Source organism: Kitasatospora hibisci, assembly GCF_043950205.1.
In the GTDB taxonomy this organism is placed as follows: Bacteria; Actinomycetota; Actinomycetes; order Streptomycetales; family Streptomycetaceae; genus Kitasatospora; species Kitasatospora hibisci.
On sequence record NZ_CP171642.1, the window covers coordinates 5,555,736 to 5,573,200 of the forward strand.

12 protein-coding genes are annotated in these 17,465 nt (G+C 72.9%); 10 read left to right on the top strand and 2 right to left on the bottom strand.

What is annotated here, in order from left to right:
- The first annotated feature begins 11 nt into the window (after window positions 1–11).
- The 4 genes from mreC to rodA all read left to right on the top strand — a co-directional run bounded on the left by mreC (window position 12) and on the right by rodA (window position 5,125).
- Window positions 12–953, top strand: a complete 942-nt coding sequence (gene mreC, locus ACF9IK_RS24285) for a rod shape-determining protein MreC (protein WP_395296214.1) — start codon at window positions 12–14, stop codon at window positions 951–953.
- 3 nt (window positions 954–956) lie between these two features.
- Window positions 957–1,598: a rod shape-determining protein MreD gene (gene mreD, locus ACF9IK_RS24290; protein ID WP_395296215.1), complete on the top strand. Its 642-nt coding sequence runs from the start codon at window positions 957–959 to the stop codon at window positions 1,596–1,598.
- Window positions 1,599–1,664: 66 nt separating this feature from the next.
- The gene (mrdA, locus tag ACF9IK_RS24295; RefSeq protein WP_395296216.1) at window positions 1,665–3,926 is read left to right on the top strand and encodes a penicillin-binding protein 2; all 2,262 of its coding nucleotides are present in this window, start codon (window positions 1,665–1,667) and stop codon (window positions 3,924–3,926) included.
- A complete protein-coding gene (gene rodA, locus ACF9IK_RS24300; protein ID WP_395296217.1) occupies window positions 3,923–5,125 on the top strand; it encodes a rod shape-determining protein RodA in 1,203 nt (400 codons plus the stop codon). Before mrdA ends, rodA begins: the two co-directional genes overlap by 4 nt.
- A 128-nt stretch (window positions 5,126–5,253) precedes the next feature.
- Here the strand turns inward: rodA and ACF9IK_RS24305 are convergent, their stop codons facing one another.
- On the bottom strand, window positions 5,254–6,546 hold the full coding sequence (locus tag ACF9IK_RS24305) for a M14 family zinc carboxypeptidase (protein WP_395296218.1): 1,293 nt from the start codon (window positions 6,544–6,546) through the stop codon (window positions 5,254–5,256).
- A gap of 266 nt (window positions 6,547–6,812) precedes the next feature.
- Here ACF9IK_RS24305 and ACF9IK_RS24310 point away from each other — a divergent pair, with 266 nt between their 5' ends.
- The 6 genes from ACF9IK_RS24310 to obgE all read left to right on the top strand — a co-directional run bounded on the left by ACF9IK_RS24310 (window position 6,813) and on the right by obgE (window position 16,089).
- Complete coding sequence (locus ACF9IK_RS24310) at window positions 6,813–8,738, top strand: TIGR03960 family B12-binding radical SAM protein (RefSeq protein ID WP_395296219.1); 1,926 nt, start codon at window positions 6,813–6,815, stop codon at window positions 8,736–8,738.
- 240 nt (window positions 8,739–8,978) lie between these two features.
- Window positions 8,979–9,779: a TIGR03936 family radical SAM-associated protein gene (locus tag ACF9IK_RS24315; protein WP_395296220.1), complete on the top strand. Its 801-nt coding sequence runs from the start codon at window positions 8,979–8,981 to the stop codon at window positions 9,777–9,779.
- Window positions 9,780–10,172: 393 nt separating this feature from the next.
- The gene (locus ACF9IK_RS24320; RefSeq protein ID WP_395296221.1) at window positions 10,173–13,700 is read left to right on the top strand and encodes an Rne/Rng family ribonuclease; all 3,528 of its coding nucleotides are present in this window, start codon (window positions 10,173–10,175) and stop codon (window positions 13,698–13,700) included.
- 221 nt (window positions 13,701–13,921) lie between these two features.
- Window positions 13,922–14,239: a 50S ribosomal protein L21 gene (rplU, locus tag ACF9IK_RS24325; protein ID WP_045696828.1), complete on the top strand. Its 318-nt coding sequence runs from the start codon at window positions 13,922–13,924 to the stop codon at window positions 14,237–14,239.
- Between the two features lie 12 nt (window positions 14,240–14,251).
- Window positions 14,252–14,509: a 50S ribosomal protein L27 gene (rpmA, locus tag ACF9IK_RS24330; RefSeq protein ID WP_209416555.1), complete on the top strand. Its 258-nt coding sequence runs from the start codon at window positions 14,252–14,254 to the stop codon at window positions 14,507–14,509.
- Window positions 14,510–14,610: 101 nt separating this feature from the next.
- Complete coding sequence (gene obgE, locus ACF9IK_RS24335; RefSeq protein ID WP_395296222.1) at window positions 14,611–16,089, top strand: GTPase ObgE; 1,479 nt, start codon at window positions 14,611–14,613, stop codon at window positions 16,087–16,089.
- A gap of 116 nt (window positions 16,090–16,205) precedes the next feature.
- On the opposite strand, the gene ACF9IK_RS24340 is transcribed toward obgE, so the two are convergent.
- On the bottom strand, window positions 16,206–17,384 hold the full coding sequence (locus ACF9IK_RS24340) for an IS30 family transposase (RefSeq protein WP_395298423.1): 1,179 nt from the start codon (window positions 17,382–17,384) through the stop codon (window positions 16,206–16,208).
- Window positions 17,385–17,465 lie beyond the last annotated feature (81 nt).

Genomic DNA, 17,465 nt, shown 5'->3' on the forward strand with positions numbered 1-17,465 from the left:
GTACCAGCACCGTGAGGGACACACGAGAGAGCCGGCTGCTGCTCATCCTGCTGGTGGCCGTCGCCTTCGCGCTGATCACCGTCGACATCAAGGGCGGTGAGGACTCCCCGCTCGGCGGCGCCCGGCGTGCCGCCGCCGGTGTCCTCGGCCCGGTCGAGCGCGGCGCCGCCACCGTCGTCGACCCGGTCGCCGACACCGTCCGCGCCTTCCGTGACGCCGCCACCCACAGCGGCCGCACCGACCAGCTCGCCCGCGAGAACACCGAGCTGCGCCAGAAGCTCGCCTCCTCCGACGCGGCCGGCGCCCGCACCAAGCAGCTCGACGACCTGCTGCGCACCGCCGGCGCCGGCGGATACACCGTCAAGGCCGCCCAGGTCATCGCGATCGGCCCGGCCCAGGGCTTCTCCTGGACCATCACCATCGACGCCGGCAGCGACGACGGCCTCACCCGGGACATGACCGTCATCAACGGCCAGGGCCTGGTCGGCCGGATCACCACCGTCGCCCCGACCACCTCCACCGTGCTGCTCGCCTCCGACCCCGGCTTCAGCGCCGGCGCCCGGCTGGAGGGCAGCGGCGAGATCGGCTTCGCCTCCGGCGGCGGCACCAGCGCCATGAAGGTCTCGCTGCTCAACGGCAAGGCCCAGGTCAAGGAGGGCGACCGGCTGGTCACCTTCGGCTCGCAGAGCGGCCGCCCGTTCGTGCCCGGCGTCCCGGTCGGCAAGGTGGTCCAGGTCGAGGCCAACCCCGGCCAGCTCACCAAGACGATCCTCGTCGAGCCCTTCGTGCAGTTCACCCGGCTCGACCTGATCGGCGTCGTCGTCGTGCCGCCGCGCACCGACCCGCGCGACGCCGTCCTGCCGCCCGCGCCCGCCGCCCAGGGCCAGGCCCCCGCCGCCCCCGCGGCGCCGGCCGCCGCCGTACCGCCCGCCAAGCCCTCCGGGGGGAACTGAGCCATGCGCCTCGCCCGCGTCCCCGTCACCGCCGTGCTGATCCTGCTCGGCCTGATCCTTCAGGTCAGCGTCTTCGGTCGGCTCCAACTCCCGGGCGCCACACCGGACATACTGCTGCTCGTAGTGGTCGGCCTGGCCATGGTCTACGGGCCGACCGGCGGCTGCCTGGTCGGCTTCGCGGCCGGCCTGCTGGCCGATCTCGCACCGCCGTCCGACCACGCCATCGGGCGCTACGCCCTGGTGCTCTGCCTGATGGGCTACGCCGCCGGGCTGCTCCGCCCCGACCACGGCCGGCAGCGCTCGGTCTCCAGCGCGCTGCTGGTGGTGGCCGGTGCGGCGACGGCCTCCACGCTGCTGTACGCGATGGTCGGCGCCCTGGTCGGCGACACCGCCGCCCGGCACGTCGGCCTCGGCAGCCTTGTGCTCACCGCCCTGCTGTACGACCTGCTGCTGGCGCCCTTCGTGGTGCCCGCGGTGATGCTGATCGGACGCCGCTTCGGCAAGGACCCGGTCGCCGCCGCGGCCGGCGACGACGAGGGCGGCCCCGGGCTGGGCACGCTGGCCCGCTACCGCACCACCCGTGAGGCGTCGGCCGGGCCGGGCTACAAGAAGAAGCGCTCGCTCGGCTTCGCCAAGCGGCCGTAGCACCGGCCCGTCCACGCCCGTGATCCCCGTGATCCCCGGAACCCCGCACCCTGGAGCGCACGCGACGTGAGCAACATCCCCGAGACCGGCCGTACCCGGCGGGTGACGATCCGTCTGGTGGTGCTGCAGATCCTGGTGCTGTCGCTGCTCGCCACGCTCGGCGGGCGGCTCTGGTACCTGCAGATCCGCAACGCCAAGGAGTACACCGCCAAGGCGACCGGCAACCACATCCGCGAGGTGGTCGAGCCGGCCGTGCGCGGCGAGATCCTGGACGCCTCCGGGCGGATCCTGGCCGGCAACGAGACCAAACTGGTCGTCTCGGTCAGCCGGACCTCCCTGCTGCAGCAGAAGGACGCCGGCAAGGCGGTGCTCGGCCGCCTCGCCGAGGTGCTCGGCATGCCGGCCAAGGACGTCCAGGAGAAGGTCCGGCTCTGCGACGCCAAGACCTCGCAGCCCTGCTGGAACGGCTCGCCCTACCAGCCGATCCCGGTCACCAAGGAAGCGACCACCCAGCAGGCGATGCAGATAATGGAGCGCCGCGAGGACTTCCCCGGCGTCACCGCGCAGCCCACCGCCGTGCGGCACTACACCGGCGCCGAGGGCGCCAACATGGCCCAGGTGCTCGGCTACCTCTCGCCGGTGACCGACGAGGAGGTCTCCAAGACCGCCGACAAGAGCGGCCTGGACCGCTACCTGCCGGCCGACCAGATCGGCCGGGCCGGGCTGGAGTCGGTGTACGACCGCGACCTGCGCGGCACCGCGGGCATCACCAAGCTGGAGGTCGACAACCTCGGCCGGGTGATCGGCACCGCCGGCACCGTCGCCCCGCAGACCGGCAACAACCTGGTGACCAGCATCGACGCCCGGGTGCAGAAGACCGTCGAGGACAACCTGGCGCAGGCGATGAACGAAGCCCGCAAGACCTTCGACAAGGTGACCAACCGCAACTACGAGGCCGACTCCGGCGCCGCCGTCGTGATGGACGTGCACACCGGGCGGATCGTGGCGATGGCCAGCGCCCCGACGTACGACCCGAACCTCTGGCAGGGCGGCATCGCCGGCAAGGACTACCAGGCGCTGACCAGCAAGGAATCCAACTTCCCGCTGCTGAACCGGGCCATACAGGGTCAGTCCGCCCCCGGCTCGACCTTCAAGGTCGTCTCCACCACCGCCGCCGTGCAGGCGGGTTACCCGCTGGACGGCACCTACCCCTGCCCGAAGAGCCTGACCATCGGCGGCCGCGAGTTCAAGAACTTCGAGAGCGAGAACTTCGGCTCGATCACGCTGGAGAAGGCGCTGGAGGTCTCCTGCGACACCGTCTTCTACGGCCTGGCGTACGACCAGTGGATGAAGGACGGCGGCATCAAGCCGAAGAAGGACCCGGCCGACTGGTTCTACAAGACCGCCCACCAGTTCGGCCTCGGCGCCAAGACCGGGATCGACCTGCCCAGCGAGGTCACCGGCCGGGTGCCGGACCGGCAGTGGAAGCAGTCCTACTACGACAGCAACAAGGACTCCTGGTGCAAGCAGGCGGAGAAGGGCGGCACCAGCTACTCCGACCTGATCGCGAAGGAGAACTGCGTCGACGGCTACCAGATGCGGGCCGGTGACTCGGTCAACTTCGCGATCGGCCAGGGCGACACGCTGGTCACCCCGATCCAGATGGCCCGGATCTACTCGGCGCTCGCCAACGGCGGCACCTTCTACCGGCCGACCATCGGCAAGGCGGTGATGAGCCCGAGCGGTGAGCTCGTCCGCGAGATCGCCCCGCACGAGGACGCCAAGTTCCCCGGCGACCAGAAGCTGCTCGGCTACATCGACCAGGCCACCGCCGGCGTCATCACCAGTGGCACCGCGGCCTGGAAGTTCGCCGGCGCCGGCTGGCCCCAGGGCAAGATCGAGCTGCACGCCAAGACCGGCACCGCGGAGGTCGAGGGCAAGCAGACCACTTCGTGGCTGACCACCTACAGCGACGACTACGCGGTCGTGATGACGATAAGCCAGGGCGGCACGGGCTCCGGCGGCTCGGGTGACGCGATCCGCCGGATCTACCAGGCGCTCTACGGCGTGGACGACAAGGGCAACGTCGACAACGGCAAGGCCCTGCTGCCCAAGCCGCAGGCCGAGCTGCCGAAGTTCAACCCGGACGGCACCGCGATCGTCAAGCCGGTCGCCCTCCAGGGCCCCGCCGCCGGCGACCCGGGCGTGACGGGTGGCTCGCCGCGGGTCTTCCTGGACCCGGCGCAGCCGTCCGGCCCGGCGGTCCTGCTGACCGCGGCCGACACCGCGCTGGAGCCGACCCGCGGCAACGGAAGGGGCCGGGCATGACCTCGTACGGTTCGTACCGTCAGCTGCGGCTCGCCCCGCAGCAGCGCCGCGGGGTCTCCAAGGCCCTCGCCAAGGACTCGCCGCTCTGGCGGATCGACTGGATACTGCTGCTGGCCGCCCTGGTCCTCTCGCTGGGCAGCTCGCTGCTGGTCTGGTCGGCCACCCGTGGGCGGGACTCGCTCACCCACGGCGACCCGCAGTACTTCCTGTTCCGGCACCTCACCAACGTGGTCGTCGGCATGGTGCTGTGCGCGGTGGTCATAGGGATAGGGAGCCGCCGGTTCCGCACCGTGGTGCCGTTCCTGTACATCGCCGTGATCGTGCTGCTGCTGGCCACGCTGAGCCCGCTCGGCTCGACCATCAACGGCCAGCACTCCTGGATCCAGCTCGGCGGCGGCTTCTCCGTCCAGCCGGCCGAGTTCGCCAAGCTGGCGATCGTGCTCTCGATGGCTGTGGTGCTGGCCGACCAGGTCGATGCCGGGGAGCGGGAGTTCCCCTCGCACCGGGCGGTGTTCCGCGGGCTGGTCTGGGCGACGCTGCCGATGGCGATCGTGATGCTGATGCCGGACGCCGGCTCGGTGATGGTGATGGCCGTCATCGTGATGGGCATCCTGCTGGCCTCCGGCGCGGCCAACCGCTGGGTGTTCGGGCTGATCCTGGCCGGGGTCGGCGGCTGCATCGCGATCTGGAAGCTCGGGGTGCTGAGCAAGTACCAGATCGACCGCTTCGCCGCCTTCGCCAACCCGGCGCTCGACCCGTCCGGCGTCGGCTACAACACCGCGCAGGCCCGGATCGCGATCGGGTCGGGCGGGCTGACCGGCAAGGGGCTGTTCCACGGCACCCAGACCACCGGCCAGTTCGTCCCGGAGCAGCAGACCGACTTCGTCTTCACGGTGGCCGGTGAGGAACTGGGCTTCCTCGGAGCGCTGGCGATCATCGTGCTGCTGGGCGTGGTGCTCTGGCGGGGCTGCCGGATCGCCCGGCAGGCGACCGACCTGTACGGGACGATCGTGGCGGCCGGAGCGGTCACGTGGTTCGCCTTCCAGGGGTTCGAGAACATCGGGATGTGCCTGGGCATCATGCCGGTCGCCGGTATCCCGCTGCCTTTCGTCTCCTACGGCGGGTCGTCGATGTTCTCGACCTGGGTGGCGATCGGGCTGTTGCAGGCGGTGCAGAGCCAGCGGCCGATAGCGGCCTGAGCGATCGCACGGGGCCGGTCCGGGACTCTCCCGGGCCGGCCCCTCCGCATGCCGCACACCCTTCCGCCTGCCGGGCCTGCCGGGCCTGCCGGGCGCCGACGGGTGCCCGGCCGGCCGGCGCCCGCACGCTACGGCAGCAGGCAGTCCGCGGCGGCCAGCACCGCCCGCGTCTGGTGCGCCACCTGGGCCTCCACCGGGACCCACCGGGCGCCGAGCCGGCCGAGCCGCTCCAGGCTCCCGGTGACGATCCCGCGGGCCCGCTCCCGGGCGGCGTCCGCGGCTGGGCCCCCGGCGTCGCCGAGCAGCCGCAGCAGCATCGACGCCGCCCGCAGCGGGATCCGCTCGGCGACGATCCGGGCCGTGGTCACCCGGGAGACCGCCAGCGGGCGCTCGCACCAGTCGGCCAGCCACTCCCGGGCGAGCAGCGGACAGGCGCCCAGGTTGAATTCGACGGCGCGCAGCAGCGGCCCGTACGCCGCCCGGGCGTGTGCCGGGACCAGCGGCAGCAGCTCGGACAGCTGCTCGGCGCGCTCGCGCAGGGCCACGGCCGCGGCCGCCACCGACCGCCGCACGTCGGGGTGCAGCCCGGCGTCGCCGACGGAGTCCACCGCCCACATCGGCACCTCCAGCAGGGCCGTCACCCCGCCGTACCGGCCGGCGTACGCCCAGGTGGAGCGCGCCGGGTCGTCCGGCAGCGCCCGGGGGAGGCCGTCGCGGCCGCGCCCCGGCAGCACGTACACCCCAGGGGCCGGGCTGTCCCAACCGACCGCGTCGTAGGAGTCGACGTCCAGCGGCACGCCGCCGCGGGCCACCGAGCGGGCGAAGCGCCCGGCCAGGCCGGGGACCGGCCGGGTCAGCTGGACGAACGCCCCGCCGAAGTCCACACCGTGCAGCGAGCACTGCAGGAAGGGGCGCAGCTCGTCGATCAGCCCGGTCAGCACCAGGCTCTCCGGCATCGGCCTGCGCTCGCCGCCGACCGGCGGCAGCAGCTCGGGCTGCTCCTCGAAGGCGGGCCGGAAGAAGTGCTCGTAGTGCCGTGGGGCGGTGAGCGGGCCGCTGAGCCAGCCCTCGTTGAGCGCGGCGCCGTCCGGGTCCAGACAGAGCAGGATGTGCCAGGCCAGGCCGGGTCTGGGCGGCCGGGCCAGCGTCAGCGCGGCGAGGCGCAGCGCGGCGGCGACGCCGACCGGTTCGTTGGGGTGGGGGCCGCCGACCACCAGGACGGCCTGCGGGCCCTCGTCGACGGAGAGCAGGACCAGCGGCCGCCCGCCCCGGGAACGGCCCACCTCGCGGATCCGGCAGCGCTCGGGGTGGCGCAGCGCCAGCCGGCGGGCGGCGGCCGCCGCCCGGGGCGCCGCGGGGTAGCGGTCGAGCGGTCCGGGAGGGCTCTCGCGGCGGGGCACCCGCCGGCCGGTGTCGGTCATCCCGCGAGGCCGGTGTCGGTGCCGTCGTGCATGGGCGCCTTCCTTGTCCGATGGCGTGCGGGCCTCCCGGCGGAGCCCTGCCAGTACCGCACGGGCCGTCCGGGCCTGTCAACAGCCGCCGTTCCGGTCGGGCGCCCGCGGCCCGGCCGGGCCGCGGGCCGGATTCGGCTACCCTTGAGGGTCACCCCTCCCAGACGTCGCCCACCGCCCGGAACCGGGACCAGGATGCGCGCGACACCTCTCAACGTCGTAAGGGTTCCTAGTACATGACTGTCGAATCGGTCTTCCCACGCCTGGAGGCCCTCCTCCCGCACGTCCAGAAGCCGATCCAGTACGTCGGCGGCGAGCTGAACTCGACCGTCAAGGACTGGGACGCCTGCGACGTCCGCTGGGCGCTGATGTACCCCGACGCCTACGAGGTGGGCCTGCCCAACCAGGGCGTCATGATCCTCTACGAGGTGCTCAACGAGCGCGAGGGCGTGCTGGCCGAGCGGACCTACAGCGTCTGGCCCGACCTGGAAGCGCTGATGCGCGAGCACGGCGTCCCCCAGTTCACCGTGGACGCCCACCGCCCGGTGCGCGCCTTCGACGTGTTCGGCCTCTCCTTCTCCACCGAGCTCGGCTACACCAACATGCTGACCGCGCTCGACCTCGCGGGCATCCCGCTGGAGGCCCGCGACCGCACCGACGAGGACCCGATCGTCCTGGCCGGCGGCCACGCCGCGTTCAACCCCGAGCCGATCGCGGACTTCATCGACTGCGCGGTGATCGGCGACGGCGAGCAGGCCGTGCTGGACATCACCGAGCTCATCCGCGGCTGGAAGGCCGAGGGCCGCCCGGGCGGGCGCGACGAGCTGCTGCTGCGCCTGGCGCGCACCGGCGGGGTGTACGTGCCGAAGTTCTACGACGTGGAGTACCTGGCCGACGGCCGGATCGGCCGCGTCGTGCCGAACGCGCCGGGCGTGCCGTGGCGGGTGTCCAAGCACACCGTCATGGACCTCGACGAGTGGCCCTACCCGAAGCAGCCGTTGGTCCCGCTGGCCGAGACCGTGCACGAGCGGATGTCCGTGGAGATCTTCCGCGGCTGCACGCGCGGCTGCCGCTTCTGCCAGGCCGGCATGATCACGCGCCCCGTGCGGGAGCGAAGCATCACCGGCATCGGCGAGATGGTCGAGCGCGGCCTGAAGGCGACCGGCTTCGAGGAGGTCGGCCTGCTGTCGCTGTCCAGCGCCGACCACACCGAGATCGGCGACATCGCGAAGGGCCTGGCCGACCGCTACACCGAGGACAAGATCGGTCTGTCGCTGCCGTCCACCCGCGTCGACGCGTTCAACATCGACCTCGCCAACGAGCTGTCCCGCAACGGCCGCAGGTCGGGCCTGACCTTCGCCCCCGAGGGCGGCAGCGAGCGCATGCGCAAGGTGATCAACAAGATGGTGTCGGAGGAGGACCTCATCCGCACCGTCGCCACCGCGTACGGCAACGGCTGGCGCCAGGTGAAGCTGTACTTCATGTGCGGCCTGCCGACCGAGACCGACGAGGACGTGCTCCAGATCGGCGAGATGGCGAAGAACGTCATCCAGAAGGGCCGCGAGGTCACCGGCCAGAACGACATCCGCTGCACCGTCTCGATCGGCGGGTTCGTGCCCAAGCCGCACACCCCGTTCCAGTGGGCACCGCAGCTGTCCGCCGAGGCCACCGACGCCCGCCTGGCGAAGCTGCGCGACTCGATCCGCGGCGACCGCAAGTACGGCAAGAACATCGGCTACCGCTACCACGACGGCAAGCCCGGCATCGTCGAGGGCCTGCTCTCCCGCGGCGACCGCCGGATCGGTGCCGTGATCCGCGCGGTCTACGAGGACGGCGGCCGCTTCGACGGCTGGCGCGAGTACTTCTCGTACGACCGCTGGATGCTCTCGGCCGAGAAGGGCCTGGCCGGCACCGGCGTCGACGTCGACTGGTACACCACCCGCGAGCGCACCTACGAGGAGGTGCTGCCCTGGGACCACCTGGACAGCGGCCTCGACAAGGACTGGCTGTGGGAGGACTGGCAGGACGCCCTCGAAGAGGTCGAGGTCGACGACTGCCGCTGGACCCCGTGCTTCGACTGCGGCGTCTGTCCGCAGATGCAGACGGAGATCCAGATCGGTCCCACCGGCAAGAAGCTGCTGCCGCTGACCGTGGTCAAGTAGCCGTTGCGCGCGTCCGACGCCCCGCCGGAGAGTTCCGGCGGGGCGTCGGCGTGTCCGGCCCCGGCCGGGGTGGCGGGGCCCGACCAGGGGCGGAGCGAGCGGGGCGTGCGGGCGCGTACCCTTTGAGGTGACAGAGTCCGGACAGTGGCGCACGACCGCCGCGCCGGACGGGGACAACTGACTAAGGACTGAGCGACTCTGGCACGCCGTACGCCCGACGGTCCGCCGCCCGCGCCGACGGTGCAGCGGATCCGTCTCCGCTACACCAAGCGCGGCCGGCTCCGCTTCACCAGCCACCGCGATTTTCAGCGCGCCTTCGAGCGCGCCCTGCGCCGGTCGGCGGTGCCGATGGCCTACTCGGCCGGCTTCACCCCGCACCCGAAGGTCTCGTACGCCAACGCCGCTCCGACCGGGGTGGCGAGCGAGGCGGAGTACCTGGAGATCGGCCTCGCCGACGCCCGCGACCCGGAGCAGCTGCGTGCGCAGCTGGACGCGTCGCTGCCGAGCGGGCTGGACGTCATCGACGCGGTCGAGGTCCGGACGCCCAACTTCGTGGAGCGCCTGGAGGCCTCCGAGTGGCAGGTCCGGCTGGACGGTGTCACGCGGGAGGAGGCCGCCCGCGCGGCCGCCGTCTTCCTCGCCGAGGAGCGGGTCGAGGTCGAACGCCTGACCAAGAACGGTGTTCGGGTCTTCGACGCGCGCGGCGCCGTGGCGGCGCTGGAAATCCTCCCGTCGCAGGTCGACGCCGGTGCGGACACGGTGGGCGAAGGGGCCCGCGATGTTCGGACGGCCCGTCCCTGTGCGATACTGCGCCTGGTAGTACGACACGCCACACCCGCCGTACGACCCGACGACGTATTGTCCGGTCTCCGTGCGACGGCCGACCTGGCGCCGCCGGTCCCCGCAGAGGTGACCAGGCTGGCGCAGGGGCCGCTCGACGAGGGGACCGGCACGGTGACCGACCCGCTGGCGCTCGACCGCGCCGCGGCCCCGGCCGGCCCTGTGGCGGCCGCCGAGCCGCGCGCAACCGCGTCCGCCTAGCGGGCGGAGGCCGGGTCCAGTACCACTGGACCCGACGGTCCTCCAGGCCCCCGCGGCTCCCCAGGGGAGCGAGCGTCGTCGAAGCACAGGCCGGCCTCTTGCGGCCCGCCGACCCGATGGTCGGTGGGCCCGAGGACCCCGTCCGGGAGCCACCCGGGGTTGGGGGACGGCGCAGCTTGGGAAAACCTCAGAAGACTGGTCAGACCAGAAGACTTTCGACACCCCGCCGAGCGTGGGGCGCCGAGCGAGACTACGAGCCCCTGTGCGGCCTCGCGTCCGCACGGCGGCACCGTGAAAGGGTCCGGCCCGAGCATCGTCGCGATGCCGGCCGGCCACCGGTGCCCAGCCGTGCGCGGATGTGGAGCCCGGGGGCCTGACGGGAGATCCACCCGCATGCTCGATAACACCGATCCGCAGCAGTCTGCGGCGCCGGAACAGAACGATTCCACCACCACCGGTGGCGAGGGCGCGGCCGCCGCGCCGCCGCGCCGCCGTCGCCGTGCGGTGTCCCGCCCGGCGGGCACCCCGCAGGGTGCGGCCGCGGAGGCCGCCGAGACGGTGATCCCGGCCGAGGCGCCGGCGGCCGAGGCCGTGCCCGTCGAGGCTCCGGCCGCCGAGCCGGTGGCCGAGAAGCCGGTCCGGGCCCGCCGTACCCGCAAGCGTGCCGAGGCCCCCGCCGGGGCGCCGGAGGCCGCCTCGATCGTCGTCACCGCGCCGGAGGCCCCGCAGGCCGCCGGGGCGCCGGCGGCCGAGGCCGTGCCCGTCGAGGCTCCGGCCGCCGAGCCGGTGGCCGAGAAGCCGGTCCGGGCCCGCCGTACCCGCAAGCGTGCCGAGGCCCCCGCCGGGGCGCCCGCCGCCGAGGCCGCGCCCGTCGAAGCCGCGCCCGTCGAGGCCGCCCCCGTCGAAGCGCCGGCCGAGGCTCCGGCTGCCCCTGCCGCCGAGGAGGCGCCGGCTGCGCCGGCCCGCCGTCCCCGCCGCCGCCGGGTGGTCGAGGAGACGCCGGTCGTCGCGGAGACGCCGGTCGAGGAGCCCGCCGTCGAGGCCCCGGCCGAGGAGCCCGTCGCCGAGGAGGAGGCCGCCGAGGTCGAGGCCGCCGCGCCCGCCCCGGCCCCCGCCGCCGAGGCCGAGCCGCCGCACCGGGTGCGCCGCCGCGCGGTCCGCCCGTCCACCGCGATCTTCCAGGCCCCGGTCTTCCAGGAGCCTGCCCCCTACGTCGCCCCGCCCGCCGCGCAGCCGGCAGCCGCCGCGCCCGCTCCGGCCGAGGCCGCCGCGCCAGCCGTCCAGCGCGAAGAGGAGGACGAGTACGAGTACAGCGGCGTCGGCCGTCGCCGCCGTACCCGCACCCAGGTGCGGGTGCAGGCACCGGCCCGCCCGAAGCCCGTCGTCGAGGCCCCGGCCGAGGAGCCCGCCGTCGAGGCCCCCGCCGCCGGTCCGGAGGCCGAGGGCGAGTGGGAGGAGGACGGCCGTCCGTCCCGCCGTCGCCGCCGTGGCGGCCGTCGCCGCCGCCGTGGCGAAGCCGAGGAGTTCGAGGCCGAGGCCGCCGAGACCGAGCAGCCCGCCGAGGAGCCGGCCGCGGCCGCCGACGAGGAGGAGGGCGACGAGGACGAGGACGAGCTGTCCGCCGGCCTGGCCTCGTCCCGTCGCCGTCGCCGCCGTCGCCGCCGCAGCGGTGAGGCCGGCGCGGTCGAGACCGCCGAGACCACCGAGGACGGCGTCCGCACGGTCGTGAAGGTGCGCGAGCCGCGCCGCCGCTCCACCGAGCCGTCGTTCGACCCGGACGAGGTGCAGTCGATCAAGGGCTCGACCCGCCTGGAGGCGAAGAAGCAGCGCCGCCGCGAGGGCCGCGAGCTGGGCCGCCGCCGGGTGCCGATCATCACCGAGGCCGAGTTCCTGGCCCGCCGCGAGTCGGTCGAGCGCGTCATGGTGGTGCGCCAGAACGGCCAGCGCACCCAGATCGGCGTGCTTGAGGACGGCGTGCTGGTCGAGCACTACGTCAACAAGGAGCAGGCCACCTCGTACGTCGGCAACGTCTACCTGGGCAAGGTCCAGAACGTGCTGCCGTCGATGGAGGCCGCCTTCGTCGACATCGGCAAGGGCCGCAACGCCGTGCTCTACGCCGGCGAGGTCAACTTCGGTGCGCTGGGCGGCCACGGCGGCCCGCGCCGGATCGAGTCGGTGCTGAAGTCCGGCCAGTCCGTGCTGGTGCAGGTCTCCAAGGACCCGATCGGCCACAAGGGCGCCCGCCTGACCAGCCAGATCTCGCTGCCCGGCCGCTACCTGGTCTACGTGCCCGAGGGCTCGATGACCGGCATCTCGCGCAAGCTGCCGGAGAACGAGCGCGCCCGGCTGAAGCAGATCCTCAAGAAGATCGTCCCGGACGACGCGGGCGTCATCGTGCGCACCGCCGCCGAGGGCGCCTCCGAGGAGGAGCTGACCCGCGACGTCCAGCGCCTGCAGCAGCAGTGGGAGGACATCCAGAAGAAGGCCGCCAGCGGCAACGCCCCGGCGCTGCTGTACGGCGAGCCGGACATGACCGTCCGGGTCGTCCGCGACATCTTCAACGAGGACTTCACCAAGGTCATCGTCTCCGGCACCGAGGCGTGGAACACCATTCACGACTACGTGTCCAACGTGGCCCCGGACCTCGCCGAGCGGCTCCAGCGGTGGACCTCCGAGGTGGACGTGTTCGCCACCTACCGGATCGACGAGCAGCTGATGAAGGCGCTGGACCGCAAGGTCTGGCTGCCCAGCGGCGGTTCGCTGGTGATCGACCGCACCGAGGCGATGGTCGTCATCGACGTCAACACCGGGAAGTTCGTCGGCCAGGGCGGCAACCTGGAGGAGACGGTCACCCGGAACAACATCGAGGCGGCCGAGGAGATCGTGCGCCAGCTCCGGCTGCGCGACCTCGGCGGCATCATCGTGATCGACTTCATCGACATGGTGCTGGAGTCCAACCGGGACCTGGTGCTGCGCCGCCTGCTGGAATGCCTGGGCCGTGACCGGACCAAGCACCAGGTGGCCGAGGTCACCTCGCTCGGCCTGGTGCAGATGACCCGCAAGCGGGTCGGCCAGGGCCTGCTGGAGTCGTTCTCCGAGCCCTGCGTGCACTGCAACGGGCGTGGCGTGATCGTCCACATGGAGCAGCCGAGCGCCCACGTCCACGCGGCTGGCGGCCAGTCCGCCGCAGCCGGCGAGGCGGGCTCGGGCGGTGGCAAGCGCCGGCGCCGGGGCAAGGGCGGTGCGGCCCACGAGGAGCCGCAGGCCGTCGCCGAGGCGGCCGTCGAGGCGATCGAGGCCGCGGAGGCGGTCGTCGAGGCCCCGGCCGAGGTCGAGGCCGTCGAGGTCGTGGAGACGGTCGAGGCGCCGCCGGCCGCCGAGGCTCCGGCCGAGGTCGAGGCCGCCGCGGTCGCCGAGCCGGTCGCCGAGGCGGCGGCCCAGCCGAGCCTGGTGGAGATCCCGGCCGTCGCCCCGGCGCCTGCCGGCCGCACCCGCCGCCGTGCGGTGCGCAAGGCGACGGCTCCGGCCGGTGCGCCGGCCGAGGCGGAGATCGTGGTGCTGCAGGCCCGTGCCGACGCGGCCCTGGAGGCGGCCTTCGCCGCCGCCGAGGCTCCGGTGGAGGCGCCGACCGAGGTCGTCGTCGAGGCCGCCGCCGAGGCTCCGGTGGAGGCCGCCGCCGAGGCGGTCGTCGCCGAGCCGGCCGTCGAGATCCCCGCCGAGGCCGCTGCCGAGGCACCCGAGGAGGAGGAGGCGCCGGCGCCGAAGAAGCGGGCCGCGCGCAAGACCGCCGCCAAGAAGACGGCCGCCAAGAAGACCACGGCGGCCGCGAAGAAGACCACCGCCCGCAAGACCGCGACCAAGCGGACCAGCGCGGCGGCCAAGAAGGCCGCGGCCGCCGAGGGTGAACCGGCAGCCGAGTAGTGCCCGTGTCCCGGGGGCGGGCGACCGTCCGCCCCCGGGACCGTACGGTCCGGTTTGCCCCCGTGGCGGCCGGTCCGTATTCTTGACCCTCGGCGTGTCTACGCCATGCTCCTGAGCAATTTCACCTTCCCGGCCCCTCACGGAGCCGGGGAGAGGCCCCTGTGTCCGTACCCAGGCGGCTGGCATCTGGAGCTCCGACCGAGTTAGAAATGGGGTACCGCATGTACGCGATCGTTCGCGCAGGCGGCCGCCAGCACAAGGTCGCCGTCGGCGACGTGCTGGAGATCGACCGTATCGAGGCCAAGCCGGGTGACTCGGTGGAGCTCTCCACCATCCTGGTCGTCGACGGTGACGCTGTCACCTCCGACCCGTGGGTGCTGGCCGGCGTGAAGGCTCACGCCGAGGTGGTCGACCAGACCAAGGGCGACAAGATCGTCATCCTGCGCTACAAGAACAAGACCGGTTACCGTCGCCGCCAGGGTCACCGCCAGCAGCACACCGCTGTGCGGATCACGAGCATCGACTCCGTCAGCAAGTAAGGGGATAGCGAGATGGCACACAAGAAGGGCGCAAGCTCTACCCGCAACGGCCGTGACTCGAACGCCCAGCGCCTCGGCGTGAAGCGCTTCGGCGGCCAGGTCGTATCCGCCGGCGAGATCCTCGTCCGCCAGCGTGGCACCCACTTCCACCCGGGTGCCGGTGTCGGCCGCGGTGGCGACGACACCCTGTTCGCGCTGACCGCCGGTGCCGTGCAGTTCGGCACCCGCCGCGGCCGCAAGGTCGTCAACATCGTGGCCACCGAGGCCTGAGTCCGACAAGACTCACAATGAAGGGTGGGCCGGAATGTTCCGGTCCACCCTTCGGCTTTACCGCAGGCAGACCCATTGACTTCGCACTGGAGGCACTCCCCATGACCACCTTCGTGGACCGCGTCGAGCTGTACGTCGCCGCGGGTAACGGGGGCCACGGCTGCGCCTCCGTGCACCGTGAGAAGTTCAAGCCGCTGGGCGGGCCGGACGGCGGTAACGGCGGCGAGGGCGGCAGTGTCATCCTCACCGTGGACGCCCAGGTCACCACGCTGCTGGAGTACCACCACTCGCCCAAGCGCAAGGCCACCAACGGCAAGCCGGGCGCGGGCGGCCACCGCACCGGCGCCGACGGCCAGGACCTCGTGCTCGCCGTGCCGGACGGCACCGTGGTGATGGACAGGCAGGGCAACGTGCTGGCCGACCTGGTCGGCCACGGCACCAGCTTCGTCGCCGCCGCCGGCGGCCGCGGGGGCCTCGGCAACGCCGCGCTGGCCTCCGCCCGCCGCAAGGCCCCCGGCTTCGCGCTGCTCGGCGAGCCCGGCGAGGCCCGCGACATCGTCATGGAGCTCAAGTCCGTCGCCGACGTGGCCCTGGTGGGCTACCCGAGCGCCGGCAAGTCCTCGCTGATCTCGGTGCTCTCCGCCGCCAAGCCGAAGATCGCGGACTACCCGTTCACCACCCTGATCCCCAACCTCGGCGTGGTCACCGCGGGCGACACCGTCTACACCATCGCGGACGTGCCCGGCCTGATCCCGGGCGCCAGCCAGGGCCGCGGCCTCGGCCTGGAGTTCCTGCGGCACGTCGAGCGCTGCTCGGTGCTGGTGCACGTACTGGACTGCGCGACCCTGGAGCCGGGCCGCGACCCGCTCAGCGACCTGGAGACCATCGAGGCCGAGCTGGCCGAGTACGGCGGCCTGGAGGACCGTCCGCGCCTGGTCGCGCTCAACAAGGTCGACGTGCCGGACGGCCAGGACATCGCCGACCTCACCCGCGCCTCGCTGGAGGAACGCGGCTACCGCGTCTTCGAGGTGTCCGCGGCCTCCCGCAAGGGCCTGCGCGAGCTGAGCTTCGCGATGGCGCAGATCGTCGCGGAGGCCCGGGCCGCCAAGCCGGTCGAGGAGTCCACCCGGATCGTGCTGCGGCCCAAGGCCGTGGACGACGCGGGCTTCACCATCACCGAGGAGGACGGCGCCTACCGCATCCGCGGCACCAAGCCGGAGCGCTGGGTCCGCCAGACCGACTTCGCCAACGACGAGGCCGTGGGCTACCTCGCCGACCGGCTGGCCCGTCTCGGCGTCGAGGACCAGCTCTGGAAGATCGGCGCCCACGAGGGCGACACCGTCATCATCGGGCCGGACGAGAACGCCGTCGTCTTCGACTGGGAGCCGACCATGGCCGCCGGTGCCGAGATGCTCGGTCGCCGCGGCGAGGACCACCGCTTCGAGAGCCCGCGGCCGGCGGTGGACCGCCGCCGCGAGAAGCAGAAGGGCCGGGACGCGGCCGAGGCCGAGTTCCTCGCCTTCGAGGCGCTCTCCAGCGGTCGCCAGGCGGCCATCGAGGGCGACGACGAGGACTACTGACCCCGACGGCCCGCCGAGCCCGAGGGACTGCCGAGCCCGAGGGACTGCCGAGCCCGAAACACACGGCCCCCGCCACCCTGAGGGCGGATTCTTGGGGTCCTCGCAACACCTGATGGCTATGTGGTCGTTAGTAGATCACGCAGGCGCTCGGCTGGGGTTCTCCAGTCGAGCGTTTTGCGTGGTCGGCCGTTGAGTTGTTGGGCGACGTGTTCGAGGTCTTCGGGGCTGTGGACGGACAGGTCGGTGCCCTTGGGGAAGTACTGCCGTAGCAGGCCGTTGGTGTTCTCGTTCGATCCGCGCTGCCAGGGTGAGTGCGGATCGCAGAAGTAGACCGGCACGCCCGTGGCCACGGTGAACTGCTTGTGCGCGGCCATCTCGCAGCCCTGGTCCCAGGTCAGCGAGCCGCGTAGGTGCTGGGGCAGGGTCTGGATCAGGGGCACCAGCACTTCCCGGACCTCCTCGGCGGTGTGCCCGCCGGGCAGGTGTCCGAGCAGGACGTAACGGGTGGAGCGCTCGACCAGGGTCACGATCGCGCTCTCGTTGCGGGTGCCGACGATCAGATCGCCTTCCCAGTGGCCGGGAACCGCCCGGTCCTCGACCTCGGCAGGGCGTTCGGAGATCATCACCATCTCGTCGACGAACCGGGACGTGCGCTGCTCCGGGCTGCGCTGCGGCTTGCGTCGGGTGCGCCCGGTGCGCAGTGCGAGTGCGACCTCGCGACGCAGCCCGCCGCGGGCCTGGACGTAGATCGCCTGGTAGACCGTCTCCGGACTCACCCGCATGCTGTCGTCGTCGGGGAACTCCATGACCAGAGCGTGACAGATCTGCTCGGGCGACCACCGTTTCCGCAGCCCGTCCGTGACGAACTCGCGCAGTGGACCGTCCTGGGCGAGCTTGGAGTCCTTGGGGCGCGCCCGGCTCCCGGCCCAGGCCCGCTGGGCGCGGTGCGGCCGGTAGAGGCCGTCGACGGAACGGGCATCGATCTCGCGTTTGACGGTGGAGGCCGGCCGGCCCAATGCCCGTCCGATCGCCCGCAGCGACCGGCCCTCACGGTGCAGGTCCGCGATCAGCTCCCGCTCGGCCACCGTCAAGAACCGGGGATGCAGCTCGGCCTCGACCGCCGCGAGGGACGGTGTGGCCTTGGAGGAAACGGTGCTGGTCATCCCCGTTGTGTAGTCGATCCTGCGCCCATCGGGGTATAGGCGCGCGTTGCCGATCTTGCGGATCCCGCGGTCCCAGTCCCGGGCGGTGCGCTCGTGGACCCCAACCCGTGCCGCGGCATCACGGCGTCGCACCCCGGACGCGCGTAGCCGCTCGTACTCCGCCCGGCCCGGATGCCCGCCCGTACCGGACTTCCCCCGGCCGCGGACACCGGC

Excerpts from the sequence above, each read along its gene's own strand:
- mreD (WP_395296215.1), top strand. The coding sequence starts at position 957 with ATGCGCCTCGCCCGCGTCCCCGTCACCGCCGTGCTGATCCTGCTCGGC.
- rodA (WP_395296217.1), top strand. The coding sequence starts at position 3,923 with ATGACCTCGTACGGTTCGTACCGTCAGCTGCGGCTCGCCCCGCAGCAG.
- ACF9IK_RS24305 (WP_395296218.1), bottom strand. The coding sequence starts at position 6,546 with ATGACCGACACCGGCCGGCGGGTGCCCCGCCGCGAGAGCCCTCCCGGA.
- ACF9IK_RS24310 (WP_395296219.1), top strand. The coding sequence starts at position 6,813 with ATGACTGTCGAATCGGTCTTCCCACGCCTGGAGGCCCTCCTCCCGCAC.
- ACF9IK_RS24320 (WP_395296221.1), top strand. The coding sequence starts at position 10,173 with ATGCTCGATAACACCGATCCGCAGCAGTCTGCGGCGCCGGAACAGAAC.
- rplU (WP_045696828.1), top strand. The coding sequence starts at position 13,922 with ATGTACGCGATCGTTCGCGCAGGCGGCCGCCAGCACAAGGTCGCCGTC.
- rpmA (WP_209416555.1), top strand. The coding sequence starts at position 14,252 with ATGGCACACAAGAAGGGCGCAAGCTCTACCCGCAACGGCCGTGACTCG.
- obgE (WP_395296222.1), top strand. The coding sequence starts at position 14,611 with ATGACCACCTTCGTGGACCGCGTCGAGCTGTACGTCGCCGCGGGTAAC.